The 18,006-nt window shown below is 37.3% G+C and carries 14 protein-coding genes; 2 read left to right on the top strand and 12 right to left on the bottom strand.

Annotated features, from left to right (window positions below):
* Nucleotides 1–18 precede the first annotated feature (18 nt).
* From EA341_RS05020 to EA341_RS04990, 7 genes are all read right to left on the bottom strand, one after another.
* Nucleotides 19–432 carry a two-component system response regulator gene (locus EA341_RS05020; RefSeq protein WP_293011889.1) on the bottom strand — a complete coding sequence of 138 codons (414 nt, stop codon included), beginning with the start codon at nucleotides 430–432 and terminating at the stop codon, nucleotides 19–21.
* Complete coding sequence (locus tag EA341_RS05015; RefSeq protein WP_293011888.1) at nucleotides 429–3,113, bottom strand: two-component regulator propeller domain-containing protein; 2,685 nt, start codon at nucleotides 3,111–3,113, stop codon at nucleotides 429–431. Before EA341_RS05015 ends, EA341_RS05020 begins: the two co-directional genes overlap by 4 nt.
* A gap of 349 nt (nucleotides 3,114–3,462) precedes the next feature.
* Entirely contained in the window at nucleotides 3,463–4,770 is a 1,308-nt protein-coding gene (gene fucP, locus EA341_RS05010) for an L-fucose:H+ symporter permease (RefSeq protein WP_293011887.1), read from the bottom strand.
* Nucleotides 4,771–4,796: 26 nt separating this feature from the next.
* The gene (locus EA341_RS05005) at nucleotides 4,797–5,582 is read right to left on the bottom strand and encodes an SDR family oxidoreductase (protein ID WP_293011886.1); all 786 of its coding nucleotides are present in this window, start codon (nucleotides 5,580–5,582) and stop codon (nucleotides 4,797–4,799) included.
* 12 nt (nucleotides 5,583–5,594) lie between these two features.
* The gene (locus tag EA341_RS05000; protein ID WP_293011885.1) at nucleotides 5,595–6,419 is read right to left on the bottom strand and encodes an amidohydrolase; all 825 of its coding nucleotides are present in this window, start codon (nucleotides 6,417–6,419) and stop codon (nucleotides 5,595–5,597) included.
* Nucleotides 6,420–6,445: 26 nt separating this feature from the next.
* A complete protein-coding gene (locus tag EA341_RS04995; RefSeq protein ID WP_293011883.1) occupies nucleotides 6,446–7,297 on the bottom strand; it encodes a fumarylacetoacetate hydrolase family protein in 852 nt (283 codons plus the stop codon).
* An 80-nt stretch (nucleotides 7,298–7,377) separates the two neighbouring features.
* Nucleotides 7,378–8,130, bottom strand: coding sequence for an SDR family NAD(P)-dependent oxidoreductase (locus EA341_RS04990; RefSeq protein WP_293011881.1), 753 nt, complete (start codon nucleotides 8,128–8,130; stop codon nucleotides 7,378–7,380).
* Between the two features lie 303 nt (nucleotides 8,131–8,433).
* Between EA341_RS04990 and EA341_RS04985 the strand changes: the two genes are divergently transcribed.
* Entirely contained in the window at nucleotides 8,434–9,306 is an 873-nt protein-coding gene (locus tag EA341_RS04985) for an AraC family transcriptional regulator (RefSeq protein ID WP_293011879.1), read from the top strand.
* A 77-nt stretch (nucleotides 9,307–9,383) separates the two neighbouring features.
* Nucleotides 9,384–10,163 carry a hypothetical protein gene (locus EA341_RS04980; protein ID WP_293011877.1) on the top strand — a complete coding sequence of 260 codons (780 nt, stop codon included), beginning with the start codon at nucleotides 9,384–9,386 and terminating at the stop codon, nucleotides 10,161–10,163.
* An 88-nt stretch (nucleotides 10,164–10,251) separates the two neighbouring features.
* On the opposite strand, the gene EA341_RS04975 is transcribed toward EA341_RS04980, so the two are convergent.
* From EA341_RS04975 to EA341_RS04955, 5 genes are all read right to left on the bottom strand, one after another.
* The gene (locus EA341_RS04975) at nucleotides 10,252–10,653 is read right to left on the bottom strand and encodes a response regulator (protein WP_293011875.1); all 402 of its coding nucleotides are present in this window, start codon (nucleotides 10,651–10,653) and stop codon (nucleotides 10,252–10,254) included.
* Nucleotides 10,653–11,672: a response regulator gene (locus tag EA341_RS04970; protein ID WP_293011873.1), complete on the bottom strand. Its 1,020-nt coding sequence runs from the start codon at nucleotides 11,670–11,672 to the stop codon at nucleotides 10,653–10,655. Before EA341_RS04970 ends, EA341_RS04975 begins: the two co-directional genes overlap by 1 nt.
* Entirely contained in the window at nucleotides 11,669–12,115 is a 447-nt protein-coding gene (locus EA341_RS04965) for a response regulator (RefSeq protein ID WP_293011872.1), read from the bottom strand. The genes EA341_RS04970 and EA341_RS04965 overlap by 4 nt, the downstream gene beginning before the upstream one ends.
* A 220-nt stretch (nucleotides 12,116–12,335) precedes the next feature.
* Nucleotides 12,336–14,363, bottom strand: coding sequence for an ATP-binding protein (locus EA341_RS04960; protein WP_293011870.1), 2,028 nt, complete (start codon nucleotides 14,361–14,363; stop codon nucleotides 12,336–12,338).
* A gap of 5 nt (nucleotides 14,364–14,368) precedes the next feature.
* A partial coding sequence (locus tag EA341_RS04955; protein ID WP_293011869.1) for a PAS domain-containing protein occupies nucleotides 14,369–18,006 on the bottom strand: 3,638 nt, incomplete at its 5' end.

Below are 18,006 nucleotides of genomic sequence, written 5' to 3'. Positions count from 1 at the left end.
TTTCGGTTTTTATAGCTCCTACTTTAACAAGTTATTCATCCAGCCATTTAGTTTCCGCTGAATATGCTGACATTGAGATTCTATAAGTGGTTTTTCCAAAAAATCATAAACCAACTTGAATGACTTTGCTTTTTCTCTATCAGCATAGGAAAGAGAGGAGGTGACCATTATAACTTTTACTTTTTCCTGCTTGACATTAGGACTGAGTTTTTCCAGGAAATCCCAACCATTCATATAGGGCATGTTTATATCCAAGAAAATCAGAAAGTTCATTTTATTTTCCACATCAGATAAAATAAACTCCAGCGCTTCTTTCGCCTCCTCAAAACTTTTAGGTTCTTTACAGAGGCCGGATTCCCGAATAATTATTTTATGGAGAAATATGACCCCTGGGTCATCATCAATTACCAATATCTCTGTCTCTTTATTCATTTATTATTTACTAGATTCTCAGATTTATCATGCGTTTCACGCACAATTAAATCCAACTGTTTCAGTGTCTGAAGTATTTCCTCTTCTAACTGTTCTTTACTTTTTCCTACTTCTTTATATTTTGGGTAATTGATCAAAAGGTGAATAAGTCCAAGCGCTTTGGTAAGTGGAGCTCTGACTAAGTGAGATTGTTGCCAAGTAATTTCTTTGAGACTGTGATTTTGTGATTCTATTTTTGTCAGAGCTACTTTCAATCGTTCGTTGGTACTGCTGAGTTCTAAAGTTCTTTTGTTGACTAACTTCTCTAAAGTATTATTGATTTTGATTTTCGCAAAGTAGTTGATCACAAAATATACCAAAATGCATACCAAAGAAATTACGAGTAACTTAAACCATAGCGTTTCAAAAAAGAAAGCCTCAACTAGGATTTGAAGTTTATGTATTCCATCCAATTGTCCATTTCTCATTACCCTGACTTCCAAGTCATAATTACCGGGTGAAAGCCCACTGAAGATTAAAGATTTCTGGTCTTTTACTGGAGCCCAATTGTCATTGATACTGGGTATTCTATAATAGATGCTGAATTCCGCAGGATTGGAAAAATCAATGTTTGAAAATGAAACCTGAAAGCTTGTTATCCCAGGTGGGATTACCAGTGACTCTTCTTGAATTGGCAATTTCTTGTCAGCCACCAAAAGTTCATCCCAATTGAAGTTTGCAGAATTTTCCTTCCACTCCAGATCCATGGGATCAATGATGCCTACACCTTCTACTGTAGGAATCCATATTTTACCTAAATTATCTTTGAATGCTGAAGGGAATATCAATCCATTGGTTTCTGAATTTGGCATTCCATGACTTTTATTATACAAGACTGATGAGGCAAAGAAGTTTTCATCAGTTGAGTTTTTGAAATTTTTTAATTCGGTGTCAGGGAAGTACTGAACTCCAAAATTATTACTTACCCAGATTCCATTTTTCCCATCATGTGTGATGCTGAAAACGGAAACTGAACTAAGTCCTTTATCCTTTGTCAGCCTTTTGAAATTACCATTGCGGTATAAGACTATACCCCCATGGGTACCAAACCAGATGTCACCATCTTTGTCTTGGTAAATGGCATAAATTACATTTTCACCGGGCTTCAGTGGGAGGACTATATTTTCTTTAAATTCTCTGTTAGAAATCCTGAATGCTCCATAATTCATAGAACCTACCATAATATCACCATTTTGCATTTCAATGATGGTGTTAAAATTGGTGTTACGAAACTTATCCGGCAAGGCTATGCTTTTCAATGCCCCATTTTTGTCGCGGTATTGGAGCCCCCCATATCTAGTCAATATCCATAAGGTCTCTTGCGAGTCTTGAAAAATAGCCAGTACATAGTTACTTTTAAGCCCTTCTTTTTCAGTGATTTTCCCAACGACATTCTTGGTGCTTTTATCGATAATTGATATTCCCGCTGTGGTGCCAGCGTAGATGTTTTGATTATCTTCCCCAATGGTGTTTATCCAGTTTAATAGTAAGCCGTCGTTTCGATTGATAGAAGTGGCCTGTTCTCCTTGGACTTTGTAGATACCGTCTGATTTGGTACCCACCCAATAATTAAAGTCCCTGTCCTGATAAAGCGCTTTGATATTTTTATTACGTAATCGATCTTGGGTAATTTGCCTTACTTTTGCAGGTTTGATGATTACCAATCCCCGCCCATGCGTGCCGAGGTATAAATTCTCTCCATCATATAAAATTTTTCGGACAGTATAATTTCTGATTTCTTCAAAATAATACCTTTCTACGCCATCATTGCTGATCCTGATAACACCATTTTCGGTAGAACCGGCCCATACATTATTGAATTTATCTTTTGTGATACTTTGAAAATTAATATCCTTGATCTTATCGAAGGAAACCAATTCGATTAGCAATTTATTATCTTCTACTCTGTACAAGCCTTTTTCAGGTACAGCAATATAGGTTTTACCATTTTCTACCAGGACCCTGCGGGCTACAATGTTTCTTTCTGTCAAAAGCCTGGAAGTATTGTTTTTATAATTGTATTCGTATAGTCCTCGGTTGGTTCCTATAAGCATAATACCGTCGCCTTTGTGATAAAGGCTTTGGGTTTCGGTACCAGGTTCCATCTTCCAGTTAGGCAGAAGGCTGAAATTATCGTTTTTCCAAAGATGAACACTTCCGTCTTGTGTACCTATCCAAAGGTAACCGTTGTCATCCTCAGACAAGGTCATGATCCACGAATCTTCAGCTATATGATTGCAATCAATGACTTTTTTGATGGTTTTTTCCAATAAGGCGACACTTCTGTCAGAGGATGCCCATATACCACTACTGCTCTTATAAAATGAATAGTAGGTTTGATCCAGCATTTCACTATAACCATCCTTATCAAAAATTTTTAGACCACTGCCATCATGTCTTGCAAGGCCTTCTTCAGTGGCCATCCACAAGAATCCCGTGTTATCAGTAGCCATAGCATAAATGGCATTCTGAGGTAGTCCTTTGGTATTGTCCCAAAGCTCTATTACATGCTCAGCCCTATTTCGCAGTTTTTTGATATTATCTTCAAAACTGATAAAGTTTTGCTTTGCCTCCGATGATCTGTTGAAGGTCAGGAAGAGTATGGTGATTATATAGATGATATGAAACCGTCTCAAGTTCAAGTCCCTGTCCTTCAGTTTGATAAATTATGACGAATGCTGAATTTGGAATTGTCCAAAATCACTTCCCCTTTTTTTTAAACCGTAATTATTTCCTTAATAATTACTTGCTTATTAGATGGGAAAACTGCGTATAAACGGAAATTTAACTGCAATTAATACATATTCCAAACCTTTTTTTGAATTGATTTTATCCTTCATTTTTAATCATTTGATATGTAAAAAATAGGCTCTGAAAAATATCAAATTCATGAGAAACAGTATTTATCCTAAATTAATCACAGCAAATTGATTCTCAGATGGTTCTTAAGATTTTGGTATTTTCCGTGGCCTGCTAACATGAAATTGATTGCTAATTTCCACTTATTGTTCTTCTCCAGGCGAAAGCACCTACAACGATAAAACAAATAAGTGGCAGGGTGAATGAAAAGTTGACTTCCGGCACTCCCAAAATTCTTATATCATCGTAATCAGGTCCTCCAAAATCCAAAATGATTCCTTGAAGTGTAGGCATCACTGCTCCACCTACAATAGCCATTACCAAAAAAGCAGCCCCATATTTCGCGTCTTCTCCAAGTCCTTCCAACGCGATACCATATATGGTGGGAAACATCAGTGACATGGCAAAGGAAATTCCTACCAGACAATAAAGCCCAACAATCCCTGTAATAAATATTGTCCCAATAGTCATAATACCAGCGATAAAGGAAAACGCTAATAGCAATTTGGCAGAATTTATAAAACGCATCAAATAGGTACAAACCCATCTTCCGACCAAGAAAAGGATCAAAGCTGTGTATGCATAGTTGACCGCTGAGGCATTATCTATGCCCAGCACTTCCGCATATTGATAAATATAGGTCCAAACCATGATCTGTGCTCCCACATAAAACATCTGGGCAATCACTCCTTCACGAAACCTGCTATTTTTAAATAAGCGTTTCATTGAAGGGGCAAAATCCAATTTCTTATCTTTTGAGATATTCTCGGGCATTTTGGCCAGGGCAATCAAAATCGCTAATACGATCACTACAAGCCCTAACATTACATAAGGGTCGCGGATAATCATCAAATCATTGCTCCGAATAAACGCCTTGGCACTTTCATCCAAACCAGTAAAAATCAAATTTCCATCGAGATCAACATTATTTGATTGTAATGCATTGAGGATAAATTCCTTGGCAACAAACAAACCCGCCAAAGCGCCCATTGGATTGAAGGCCTGTGCAAGGTTTAAGCGTTGTGTAGCGGTTTCATCAGGGCCCATGGCCAATATATAAGGGTTTGCGGTAGTCTCCAGAAAGGCAAGTCCGAAAGTAAGGATGTACAAAGCGGTAAGGAAGAAACCATAGCTTTCCCAGGCAGCTGCGGGATAAAAAAGTAAAGCCCCAAAAGCATACAAAGACAGGCCGATCAATACCCCGGTTTTATAAGAGAATTTTTTGATAAATATGGCCGCCGGAAGTGCCATAGTGAAGTATCCTCCATAAAAAGCCATTTGCACCCATGAGGCCTGAACATTATTCAGTTCAAGTACCCTTTTGAATGCAGCTACCATGGGGTTAGTGATGTCATTGGCAAAACCCCAAAGTGCAAATAAAGAAGTAATTAAAATAAAGGGTAAGAGTAGGTTTTTGGGTACGACAGGATATTTTTTCATGGTCCGAGATTGGAGTAAATGATAGGTTAGGTACCGATAGCCCTGTCAAGGTGGGTGTAACCACCATCTACGAATATCAGCTGTCCTGTGGTATGTGAGGATCTAGGAGAAAGAAGAAAAATCACCATGTCTGCAATCTCTCTTGGTTTTGTCATGCGCTTCCCCAATGGTATTCTTTGCTGAATTTCAGTTAATTTTTCCTCTGGCTTTTCAAAGCTGTCCAGCCATGTTTTATAAAGAGGCGTCATCACTTCTGCAGGAATGACGGCATTGACCCTGATCCCGAATGGAAGAAGTTCCACTGCCCATTCTCTGGTTAAAGAGAGTTGGGCGCCTTTTGCAGCGGTATACCCACTGGTATTTCCTTGTCCTGTGACTGCTGTTTTGCTACTTATATTGACAACACTTCCCTTGCTCTCTTTCAGGTAAGGCAGGCCGAAATGTACTAAATCATAATAATGTCCCAGGTTCTTTTCAACTGATGACCTGAAGGCTTCAGAATCTCCTTTTTCCAAACCGACTCCGTCATTAGCACCGGCATTGTTAACAATCCCGTCAATCCTTCCATATTTCCCGATTGCAAATTCTACTGCAGCTTTTGCGATTTCCGGATGATTGAGTCTTTTTGCAAATTGCACTGCCTTACCGCCCTTGGAATGAATATCTTCCAGAAGCCTTTTTCCTTCACTTTCAGAAGGATCTATAATTACTGCAATAGCTCCTTCTTCTGCCAATCCAAGGCTGATAGCTTCTCCAATTCCTTTTGCACCGCCTGATATCAGGAAAACTTTTTCTTTGATGTTTAAATTCATACGACTTGAATCTTAAATCCCGTAAAACCTACAGGCATTTTTTCCGAAAATTTTTTCTTGTTCATTTTTTGAAAAAGAACTGAAAAATATTGTGGCAATATCGAATACCTCAGCATAACTGGCAGCCAATAAACAGACAGGCCAATCTGATCCGTAAACCAACCTATCTACTCCGAAAGTTGCGGTGGTTTTTTCCAGAAAAGGGTGGAATTGAATGATACTCCATTCCTTCCAATCTGCTTCAGTTACCATACCGGATACCTTACAATAAACATTTTCCAAGTCTCCAAATAAAGAAATTTTTCTGGACCACATTCCAAAATCGGCATTCTTGATGTCAGGCTTGGCCATATGGTCTATGATAAATTTCTGGTTAGGAAATTTTTTGGCGAGTTGAAATGCTTTGTCCAAATGCCTTGGATATATCAAGATGTCATAAGTCAATCCATAATTTTCAAGTTTGCTTATTCCTTTCAAAAAATCCGGATCTTCCATAGCTGTAGGGGGGAGGCCCTGAAGGATTTTCCTAAAGCCTACCAACTTCTTTTCTGCAGATAGCTCCTCCAATTGTGATTCAAGGTCTCCGGCTCCTAGATCAATCCATCCTACAACGCCCTTTACCCATGGGTTTTCTTTGGCTATGCCCAGAAGGAATTCAGTTTCTTTTAAGGATTCATCTGCTTGTACTGCGATGCAGCCATCTATTTCTCTTTTATCAAGCTCAGGTTTCAAGTCTTCAGGCATAAAATCCCGCTGAATGACTTTCATGGAGTCGTCAATCCAAGTGTCTCTCAAGGGTTGATATTGCCAGAAATGTTGATGTGCATCAATTTTCATTTTATAGCTTTGATTAAGGGTAAAGATTACTTGGCATTTTCTGCTACTTGTCTGGCTTTGCCCAAACCGTCAATACCTAATTCTACCACATCTCCAGCTTTCAAGTACCTTGGTGGCTTTAGTCCAAGTCCAACACCTGATGGTGTGCCTGTAGATATTATGTCGCCAGGTAATAAACTCATATATTGACTGATATAGGATACTAAAGTAGGAATATCAAAAACCAAATCCGATGTATTACTGTCCTGAAGCATTTCTCCATTGACACTTAGCCAAAGTCTCAATTGGTGTGGATCTGGGATTTCGTCCTTAGTGGCCAAAAATGGACCTAAAGGAGCGAAATTATCGGCACTTTTGCCTTTGACCCATTGTCCTCCATGGTTCAATTGGAAATCCCTTTCACTAACATCATTGTGAAGACAGTATCCGGCTACATAATCCATGGCCTCTTCCTTGAAAACATATGATGCTTTTTTTCCGATGATCACAGCCAATTCAACCTCCCAGTCTGTTTTTTCAGAGTTGCGGGGAATAATGATGGGATCATTCGGTCCGGAAATGCTTGAGGTCGCTTTCATAAATAAGATAGGGGTATCAGGAACGGCCATACCACTTTCTTTTGCATGCAGTGAATAATTTAATCCTACACAAATGATTTTGGAAGGTCTTTTTATGGGAGGACCCAGCCTGCTGTCTTGACTGATTTCCTCTAGAATACCTTTGTTTTTTACAAGCCAAGCTGCAAGCCTGTTGATTCCATCATTTTCAAAAAATTCTTCTGACCAGTCTTCGCCAAATGTAGAACAGTTCAACCATTTATTTCCATCTATTATGCCAGGCATTTCTTTTCCTGCTTCTCCAAATCTTATAAGTTTCATCAGTTTATATTTTGTTTTCAGTAAATACCAGTTTGTTGAACTGGCTCATTTTAAGTTTTATTGGGATATCCATTCAATAATTATGCTTTCAGTCCCTGAAATCCCCCATCTATGGGGAAATTGCTACCGGTAATGAAAGAGGCATCATCGGAGGCCAGGTAGTAAACCAAGGCTGCGATTTCTTCAGGCTTCCCCATTCTTCCTATGGGCTGGGTAGCTGCCAACTTATCAAACATCTCCTTTTCCTGACCTGGATAATTTTTAGCAAGGAATCCATCAACAAAGGGGGTATGAACCCTTCCAGGTGAAATGCAATTACAACGAATATTTTCATGTACGTAATCTTTGGCAATGGACAAGGTCATAGATAAAACGGCACCTTTGGTCATAGAGTAAGCAAACCTGTCTGCCAGTCCCATGGTAGCTGCGACTGAACACATATTTAAGATACAGCCTCCTCCGTTTGCTTTTAGTTTTGGAATGGCAGCTTGAGAACAGGAAAAAACTCCCTTGACATTGACTTGATAAACTGCGTCAAAATCGGCTTCTTGCGTACTTTCTAAGTTGCCTATATGGGATATACCAGCATTGTTAATCAAAATATCTATAGTGTCAGGTAAGGTTGCAAATGTCTTTTTTACCTGTTCAAAATCAGATATATCTACATGGATAAAACTTACTTTCAGGTTTTGAGACTCAAGTGCCTTAGCTGTCTTTTCCCCATTTTCTTTATTATAGTCCAAGAAGTATACTTCATGACCTTCTAAAGCAAATTTTTCTGTAATGGCCAATCCAATGCCACTGGCCCCCCCGGTTATGACAGTTTTTTTCATAAATAATATTTCAGATTTTTTCCATCTATAGATAAAGACGGTGTTAATTCAGCTTTGAATAATCAGTGACTTTTTCTACAAATTGGTAAAGTTTCTTTATTGTGTAATGCTGTGATTTTATAATTTGGATACCTATGTAGTTAATAATGCATGGGCATTGTTAGACTTACATATATGAGTAATGGTATTTATTATGCAAATTGTACATAATGGGTTGTTTTTACTACGTCCCTTTTATGCTTATTACATATAATATTAGCTAAATAATTTATTTTTTTGAGAAAATAGGGTAAAATTTAAGCCATGAAAGCAAAACTCCTAGAAAGAAGAAATCCCTTCGATAAATCATTTAATTCCGCCCTACATGAGTACCCTCATTTTCTCAATGTATGGCATTATCATCCTGAATTAGAGCTGGTTTATATTTTAAAATCTACAGGAACAAGGTTCATTGGGGATAGTATTCGCCCTTTTGAAGCTGGGGAGTTAGTCTTGATAGGGGAGGGGCTCCCTCATATGTGGCAGAATGATCCTGCTTATTTTGATAAGGGTTCGGAACTTAGGGCTGAAGCAATTACACTGCATTTTAAAAAAGATTTTGGGGGAAAAGCTTTACTTGAAATGACAGAAATGTTTCAGATACAACAGCTTATGGAAATATCAGGGCAAGGCATTGTATTCAACCAGAAAACTGCAGAAATGGCTAAAGAGATGATGTTTGAGATCCATCAGACTGATGGTTTCGAAAGGCTGATTTTATTTTTGAAGCTACTTCAAAACCTTGCTTTACAAAGGGATTTCCAGCTATTGAGCACCAAAGGGTTTTCAAATCCTGCTGAAAAAACAGGAGATCTCCGTATTGATAAGGTGTATGCCTTTACTTTTAATAATTTCCGCAAAAACATCACACTAGACCAGGTAGCAGATGTTGCAAACCTGAACCCAACTGCATTTTGCAGGTTTTTCAAAAAACATACGAAAAAAAATTATTCCAAATTTCTCAATGAAATTCGCATAGGTTATGCTTGCAAACTTCTATTGGAAGAGAGACTCAATATTTCGGAAGTAGGCTATGAGTCAGGGTTTAACAACCTCTCTAACTTCAATAGGCAGTTTAAGGGGATGATGGGAATATCACCAAGTCAGTTTCTACTTAAGCATCAGGTACACGAATAAAATTTTAAGCCAAATGGTTTTTGGCATATTAATTGAAAAGGGACAACTCCCTGTTTTTCAGTTAATAGAATAGAGCCATGAAAAGTAATAGATTAAGTGTTTACATCCTGCTGATTTTTACCGTTTTAGGTAGTTGTATGTCAGAGCTGAATGAGGATGAGTTTGCAGATAGAGACAATGACGAGCTTGTTTTATTACTCATTGATGAGGATAGTATAGATAATGGAAATGAACCAAACAACTTTTTAGATACAGATGTCAATGATGATATTGCAAGCGTAGGACTTAGAGAGCAATTGAGGTTTTTTAAAAATAATGTTGGTAAAACTATTGATTTATACTCCGGTCAAGTTGGAGATGAAGCCTGGTTTGCTTTAACAAAAATACCTAATACATGGATCAATGCAGGTCCCACCGAAAACGGAGCTCAAAATTTTTTAGCATCAGGTCCTGGTTTGGGTTCACCTAATATCGATAATGATAGAGAAGTATTGCTTGATGATATTTCCGGAGTTACCCCTCTTAGGGCTACTGGTCTTAAAATGTTGGAAGGGAAAAAAGTACTGGCAGTAGTTTATGATAGTGGTATAAGTATCAATTATTCTCCTTTAAAAGGTAACCTAAAAGGAGATAATCTTGGAATGGTTGCTTTTGAAGTAGTAAGTGTGAAAAAACGTAACAATGGAAGTTCCTCTTCCCTTCCCACAGTGACCATCAAGATTTTGGATGTAGATGCTGTAATCAATTGGGAAAAAACATTATTCAGCAATCCGCCCGTTCCAGAGTCATCTTCAGAACCTTTTGATATTGCTCCTCCTGCCAGTTCGATCGGCCCTATTTTTACCGTGGCAAAATAAAACGATTTCCTAAGCAGTCAAGAAGGCCGAAGAGCCTCAAAAACTGAAAGTGAATCTTCATTGGTAGCAGGTGTGCATTTTTACTAATTCATTGAAAATAAGGAGCAATGGTTTCTATCTTCCTGACTTCTTTCATCATTTCTTCAGTGACGGGCTTTTCTATATACCCAATTACTTCACTAAACTCTTTTGACTTTGCTTTGTCTGATTGATTTACAGAAGAGGTTATGATGATTACATTCACTTGATTTTCCAAGGGAGTGTTATTCAGCATATCCAAAAATTCCCATCCATCAAAAGCGGGCATATTGATATCCAGAAATACTAAAAAGGGCTGATTCTTTGTATTATATTCATGTATAAAAGTAATGGCTTCCATACCGTTTGTGAAAAGTTGAGGAGTATTATGTAGACCCGTCTTTACCACCAGTCTTTTGATAAGCATCAGCACTACTTCCTCGTCGTCAATAATTAATATTTCTGGCTTCATTAAATTTCTTTAATATCGATTTGTTCTGTTTTTTCTGTAATGTCACGGATGATAGTATCTAATTCTGTTGCTGAATCCATGATTAGTTTTGTATAGGTTTGTTTTTCTTCCGTAGTAACTTCATCTTCAGCAAGTAGGTTGACCAAGCCCATAAGTCTAGCCAAAGGAGCTCTTACTACATGAGATTGTATCCAGGCAATATCTTTAAGTTTCGCGTTTTGCACTTCTATTGCCTCTACATATTTCTTTTTAAATGTAATATCATTTGCGAGCATCATACGGGCTGGTTTGCCGTCAAATTCCAGATAATTGGAACTGGTTTCGGCAACAATGATATCTCCGTTCTTTTTTCGGTGTCTGAATTCTCCGGAGAATCGGGGTGTACTTTTATCGGTTTCCTTGACTTTTTGTATGGTATCTTTTAACATATCCAGGTCTTCATCTGGAATAAGGTCTTTCACACTCATTTGCCTGAATTCCTCATATGAATACCCGTATGTCATAACTGCCGCCTGATTGGCATCAAGGAACTTTAAGTTTTGGAGGTCATAAACCCATTTGGGAATTGGGCTAAGTTGGAATAAATCTTTGTATCTTTTCTCAGAGTCTTCAAGTTGGTTAAAAACTTTTTTTCGCTCAATACTGTAAATGACACTTTTATAAAGAATGCTTGAAGTAAGGTCATCTTTGAGTAGGTAATCAGCTATTCCTAGTTTAACAGATTTTCTACTAAATTCTACATCAGAATAACCTGTAAGTACGACTACAGGTATATTGCCAGCAATATCTATAACCGCTTTGATAAGTTCCTCTCCGCTCATATCGGGTAGTGAGAGGTCTAATAATATAATATCAAAATCACTCCTCTTCTCAAGTAAATTTGCTGCTTCCCTATAGCTTTCCACTCCTGTGATTCTAGGAACAAGTACGGACTCTTCCAGGTAAGTGTCTACAAGAAGCCTATCACCGGGGTTGTCCTCAATTATCAGAATGGTATAGGTTTGTTGGTCTTTGATCATATTACAAATTTATTTCTTGGCAATTCTACGACATTGCTCCAGAAATTTTCTATTTCAACAATTACATTTAAGAAGGCATCTACTTCTACTGGTTTGATGATGTAACAGCTGGCATGGTTTTCATAAGATTCATTAATGTCCTTTTCCGAAGAAGATGTGGTGAGCATGATGACAGGCACATGCTTGAAATAATCACTGTTTTTGATAAATTTAAGGACTTCATGCCCGTTTTTTCGAGGAATATTGATGTCCAGGAGTATTAGATCTGGATCAAATGCATCCTTAAACGGTAGTGATTTTGTAAGGTAATCAATTGCTTGTTCCCCGTCGCGTACCACAGCAATATCACTTTGGATATTGGCCATTTCAAAAGCCTCTTGGGTTAGGACTATGTCACCCTCGTTATCTTCAACTAGAAGAATTTTAATTTTTTCTTTTTTCATAATGATCGACATTAAAAGTTCAATACAACCGGGTGATTAGAATTGATAAGTCAAAATATACATATTTATATTGGTAAAAATAAAATATAATCAAATAGTATGTACCAATTAACAGTATGTTGGCACCAATATATTTGCTGGGGAGTAATCTCTTAGTGTTAAACTTCAATTACTCCTTTTTTCTGGGTAGGTATTTTGTTTTTGTTAAATAGTAAATGAGTTAAATGTTGGTTTGATCTGGGTGCTGCAGCTCATTTTCATCGAATTTTTTTATGGTGAAGAATATGCTAGTACCCATACCTGGTTTGGATTCTACCCATATTTTACCTTCGTGTATTTCTATGATTTTCTTACAAATAGCCAAACCTACTCCAGTACCTCGGTAAGCATCTTTAGTGTGCAGTCTTTGGAAAATATTAAACACCTGATGAAAGTATTGGGAGTCTATTCCAATGCCATTATCCGCAATTTTGAATTGCCAAAACCCTGGATTTTCTACAACTTCTATTTTTATTTTAGGTTGCTCATCGGGTTTACTGTATTTTAATGCATTATCAATTATGTTTAAAAATAATTGTCTCATTGGGGCCTTGGATGCTATTATTTCAGGAAGCATTTCATAAGTCAATTCTGCATTTTTTTCTTGGATGATTTTTCTCTGAAGTAGTTTGACATCATCCATGACCTCTTGAATGCATACCTTTTCTTTATTGCCCACATTTCCAGCCATGCTGTATTCCAGAAGATCCAAAATAATCTGTCTCATTCTTTCGGCACCCTCACTAGCAAATCCGATATATTGTTTTCCTTTGTCATCTAAAGTGTTTCCATATTTTTTTTCCAGTAATTTAAGAAAGCTACTGATCATTCTTAGAGGTTCCTGTAGGTCATGTGATACTGAGTAAGCAAATTTTTCAAGCTCCTCGTTGGAAAGTTCTAGTTCCTTCGCCCTTTTTTTCAATTCCTCACTTAATGATATCAATTCACTTTCGGAATTCTTGATTTTTGTGATGTCCTGAGTGGCGCCTATTACCCTAACCGGTTGCTTATTTTCGTCTCTTATAATGACACCTTTATCTACAACATAGGCATATTGACCATTGCTTTTGCGGAATCTAAATTCCTGTTCCCAATAGTCAGAATTGGATTCGAATGCATTTTTGAGGTTATTATTTACTTCCTTCAAATCATCTTCATGGATATGCTGATCCCAAAAACTATTGTTATTGTTCATCTCAGATCTTTTGTATCCAAATAACTTTTCAAAGTTTTTAGAGCGGTAGACTTTATCTTGTTTTAAGTCCCAATCCCAAACTGCATCGGAGGTGGCTTGGGTGGCATACTTAAAGCGCTCGTTGCTCAACGCGAGTTTCCTAGACTGTTTGGCTACTTTTTTCTGTAGAATTGCTGGTATCTTTGCCAAATACCAAGCTGTTATCCCAAGTCCGATCGAAAAAAGACAACGCAATACCAAAGCCAAGTAAACTTTGCTCCAGGCTTCTGACTTTCTGAGCTGAACCGAAAGTGTCCAATCTCCCCAATCAATAAACCGTGATTCTTTGAAGCCTGAGAATTCAGATTGGTTTTCTATGGGAAGAAAGTTCTCCTTTTCTCCGGTTTCAGGATTAATTTTTGACAACTGAAAATAATATTTATCATTTATATCTTTTTCAATTCCAATAATTCTCTGAAAAGTGCTTAAGTGAATAATTACAGCAGAAAAGCCCCAAAATTCATCGTTTTTGAAAATAGGAAGTCTTCCGACTATGCCCGTGCCACCCTGCCTAAGTTCGAATGGACCGGCAAAAAATATTTCTCTGTTATCTTTAGCTCTAATTGCTTCATCACTTCTAGTTGGATCTTGGAGAATATCATAACCAATTACTACCTCATTTCCTTTCAGAGGATATACCTTGATAATTTCACCACCTTCTAGTAATTGAATAACATCGATATTAGGATTACTCTGAATGATATCTTTTCCAATTTCCTCAAAATCATCTCCAGTACCATATCGTATTTCAATAAATTCTAATGTCCTTGCAGCTGAAATTGCAGAAGTCAATCCATTTACTATTTTTTTTTCAATAAGATTATTCTGTTCTATTGTCATCTGTTCCTCATATGCCAAATGAAGTGCAACCTCTTTGAAGGTCATAAATTGGGTGATGAGTAGTGATGATGTGAATGCGACAATTCCTGTAACTATAGGGTTTCTGTAAAAAATATTATTGAAGGATTGTTTCATTTTATTTAATTCTTTTTTGGAAGCGTAAAATGAAATGTACTTCCCATATCTATTTTCGAATCTACCCAAATTTTGCCACCTACATTGTCGATGATTTTTTTGCAGATGGCGAGCCCGATACCAGTCCCGGAATATTTCTCTTTTCCATGTAGGCGTTGAAAGATAACGAATATTTTCTTGTGGTACTCCTCGGGGATTCCAAGACCATTGTCTTTTATTTCGAAGTGCCAGTACTTTCCTTCTTCATAAGCTTTGACTACTATAATAGGGCTTACTATGTCATTTCGGTATTTCAATGCATTGGAGATGATATTTTGTAACACTTGCCTTAAATAGGCTTTTTGTATTTTGATAACTGGCACATTTACCCATTCGATAGTTGCTCCAGTTTCCTCAATTGTTGCTTGAAGTAACGATGTAATTTCTTCAAGGATAATGTTCACATCCACCTCTTCTGCCGGTATATATACCCTGCCTACCCTGGAGTATTCCAACAAATCCAGAATAATAGTTTTCATCCGTAAAGCACCATCTACAGCAAAATTGATGTACTGCTTACCCTTTTCATCAAGTTTAGGACTGTATTTTTTGTCAATCAATGTCAAAAAACTTGTTATCATTCTTAAAGGTTCCTGAAGGTCATGAGAAGCTACATAGGCAAATTGTTCCAATTCTTTATTGGACATGGCAAGCTCGTGATTGCTTTGCTGGAGTTTGTCATTCAGAGCTTGCAATGAATTCAGATTCTCTGTTCTTTCTATGGCAACTTCTATATTGGAAATCAACGTTTGAAGAAAGGTGATTTCTTCCTCAGTCCAAAAATGTTCTGTTTTGCAATAGTCAAAACCTATGAATCCAAAAAATTGATTCTTGATATATATGGGTAGTTGAATAATCGAAACTATACCCTGCTCCGTAAGAATTTGAAGCAAAATGTCACTGGAATTTTGTACACTGGCAATGAATGGCTTTTTTTGAAGTGCTTTTTCAAGAAACTCAGGAAAGGCTTCTAAAGGTAAATTTTGGTAATTTGGATTAGCTATTTCTGAGCTTACTTCTGAATTATTCCATTCTATAACCTGTCTAGCCATTAAGCTTCCTGATTCTGGATCAGTAAAGTTTTTGAAAAAGTAAACCCTGTCTGCTTCTACAGTTTTACCCACCAATTCCAGGCATTCTTCGAGAGCTTGAAGCCAGTTTTGATTGAAAAGCAATAAATTAACCGTAGTAGCAATTGTTTCAAGCAGTTTAGTTTTAAAAATCAGGGATTTTTCATAGTCTTTATTTTCTGTGATATCCCTGGAAATCCCCACTAGACCCAATACATTCCCAGTCTGATCTACAAGCGGAAGTTTGGAAGTATTGAGAATTCTTTTTTGCCCATGATGATCTATTATAGGCTCTTCTCGATTAATGACTGGCTTCAGTGAATTTATAACCTTCTCATCATCAGATTGATAAATATCTGCCAGTTCTTTTGGGAATAAATCATATGAGGTTTTGCCAGTAGTCTCAGATTCCGAATTCTTCCCAAGAAGTTTGACGTTGGCGGTATTGTTGATGATATGCTTGAAATCCTTATCCTTGACATAGATGTAGTCAGGTATATTATCAATTAAGGTTCTAAGCAAGTTTCTCTCCTGGGAAATCATCTCCTCTGCTTTTCTTTGTTCGCTGATGTCTTGGAGTGCTCCTACCATACGAAAAGGTTTACCTTTTTCATCTCGTAGAATAATGGTCTTTTCTTTTACATAAGCATATTCACCACAATATTTTTTGAATCGGTATTCTGCTTCCCACTTGTTTACATTTTTATCTTTGCGAGCTTTTAAAATACTTTTTACAATTTCCTCCTTGTCTTCAGGATGAATGGCATGTTCCCAGGCATCCTGGGTTACGTAGTTGGTTTCTAAGGGGTAGCCAAAAAGTGTCTTGTAGCCATCTCCCCAAAAAATGGTTTCTGATTCCATGTTCCAATCCCAAATGGCATCTGAGACAGCTTTGGTGGCATAAAGGAATCTTTCATTACTTTTTTCCACTTCTTTTTCTGCCTTATACCTTTCAGTTTCATCAATGACAGTAGATATCATTAATTCCTGCTCAAAAACTGGTATATTTTTGGCCGATATTATTTTTTTATTTCCATTCTGTCCTGTTACCTCAATTCCTGCCCAACTCATTTTTTTAGGATCACCACTTTGGATATCAGCAAGAATTCTTTCGCTAATCTCTTTTCTATAACCCGGATCTGGGTATATCTTTTCAAAAAAAGATGGGATGTCATAAAGGTCTTCCTTGGGCCAACCATATATTTCCGAGAATTTCCTGTTCATAAATGTGACTTTTCCGGTATTGATATCATTGACTGCAATCCCTATGGGAAGGTTTTCTACAGTGGTCTGGATAAAATCGTTCCTTTCCTGCAGTTTTTTATTGGTCGCTTTAATGTCGGTTATATTTTGTAGTGCACCTACCATGCGTACGATTTTGCCTTTTTCATTTCTAATTCCAAAACCTTTATCAACGACATGCGCATAGCTGCCATCTGCTTTTAAAAATCTATATTCTCCTTCCCAAAACTCCTCTTTACTTTCGAAAAACTTTTTATGGCTTTTTCTGATTCTATCCTCATCAGCAGGATGTATAAACCCACCAAAATCTTCATGGCTTGCCGTGCTGCTTGAAATATGATATCCAAAATGGGTTCTTAATCCCTCACCCCAAAAAATCGATTTTTTAGAAATATCCCAGTCATATATAACTTCAGAAGTAGCCTTACTGACTAAGTGATACCTTTTCAGCAACTCCTTCATTCCCTGTTTTAGGATTTCTTCTTCAGTAATATCTTGAATGGTGCCTTGATATTTGTCCTTCTTGCTGTTAACGTCAAACTGTAGGGAAGCCCTTTCATGTAGCCATTTGACATTATCTTCTCCTGTAATGATCCTGTACTTAAAATCTGCCTGAATTTCTCCTGTAGTAGATTTGGAAATTACTTTTTCAAAATAAGGCCTATCCTCTGGGTGAATGGTTGTCAATAGACTCTCAGGGGTTAATTCAAAAGAATCTTCTTCCAATTCCCAAATCCTATATACCTCTTTCGACCAAAAAATCTCTTTTGTTTCAGGTTCATATTCAAAATATCCAACTTTAGCAATCCTTTGGGCTTCAGTTAATTTACTTTCAATTTCAAGCTGCTTTCTAAAAACCTCTTTGGTAGCACTGATGTCCTCAGTAGTTACCAAGACCTCATTTAGACTTTCTTCGGAGCCTGGCAAAACTTTCCAACGCATGAAAATATGTTTCTCAAGACCGTCTATGGTCTGCATTTTGGATTCCATTTCCAAGGTTGTTTTACCTTGAATAATACACAGAATTTCTTCTATGATTGCAGCCCGTGTTTCAGGTAAAAAAAGCTTATGGAAATTAGCAGTAAGTTGTTTCTTATCAGAGGCATTGTGGAGCTTTAAGCAAGCTTCATTGAAATCAATTATCTTAATTCTTCTACTGCATTCATCGGTAATATCAGGTGAGTTTTGAAGAATAGACCTTATTTCTCCTTCAGGCTTTCCCATCAAATTCATTTCTGTCAAGTAGGCCTTTACATCAGAAAAATCTTCCTCCCAAATAGGGATAGGAGTGA

It is taken from the genome of Mongoliibacter sp. (genome assembly GCF_007692705.1).
GTDB lineage: Bacteria > Bacteroidota > Bacteroidia > Cytophagales > Cyclobacteriaceae > Mongoliibacter.
This window is presented reverse-complemented; position numbering and strand designations above follow the sequence as displayed.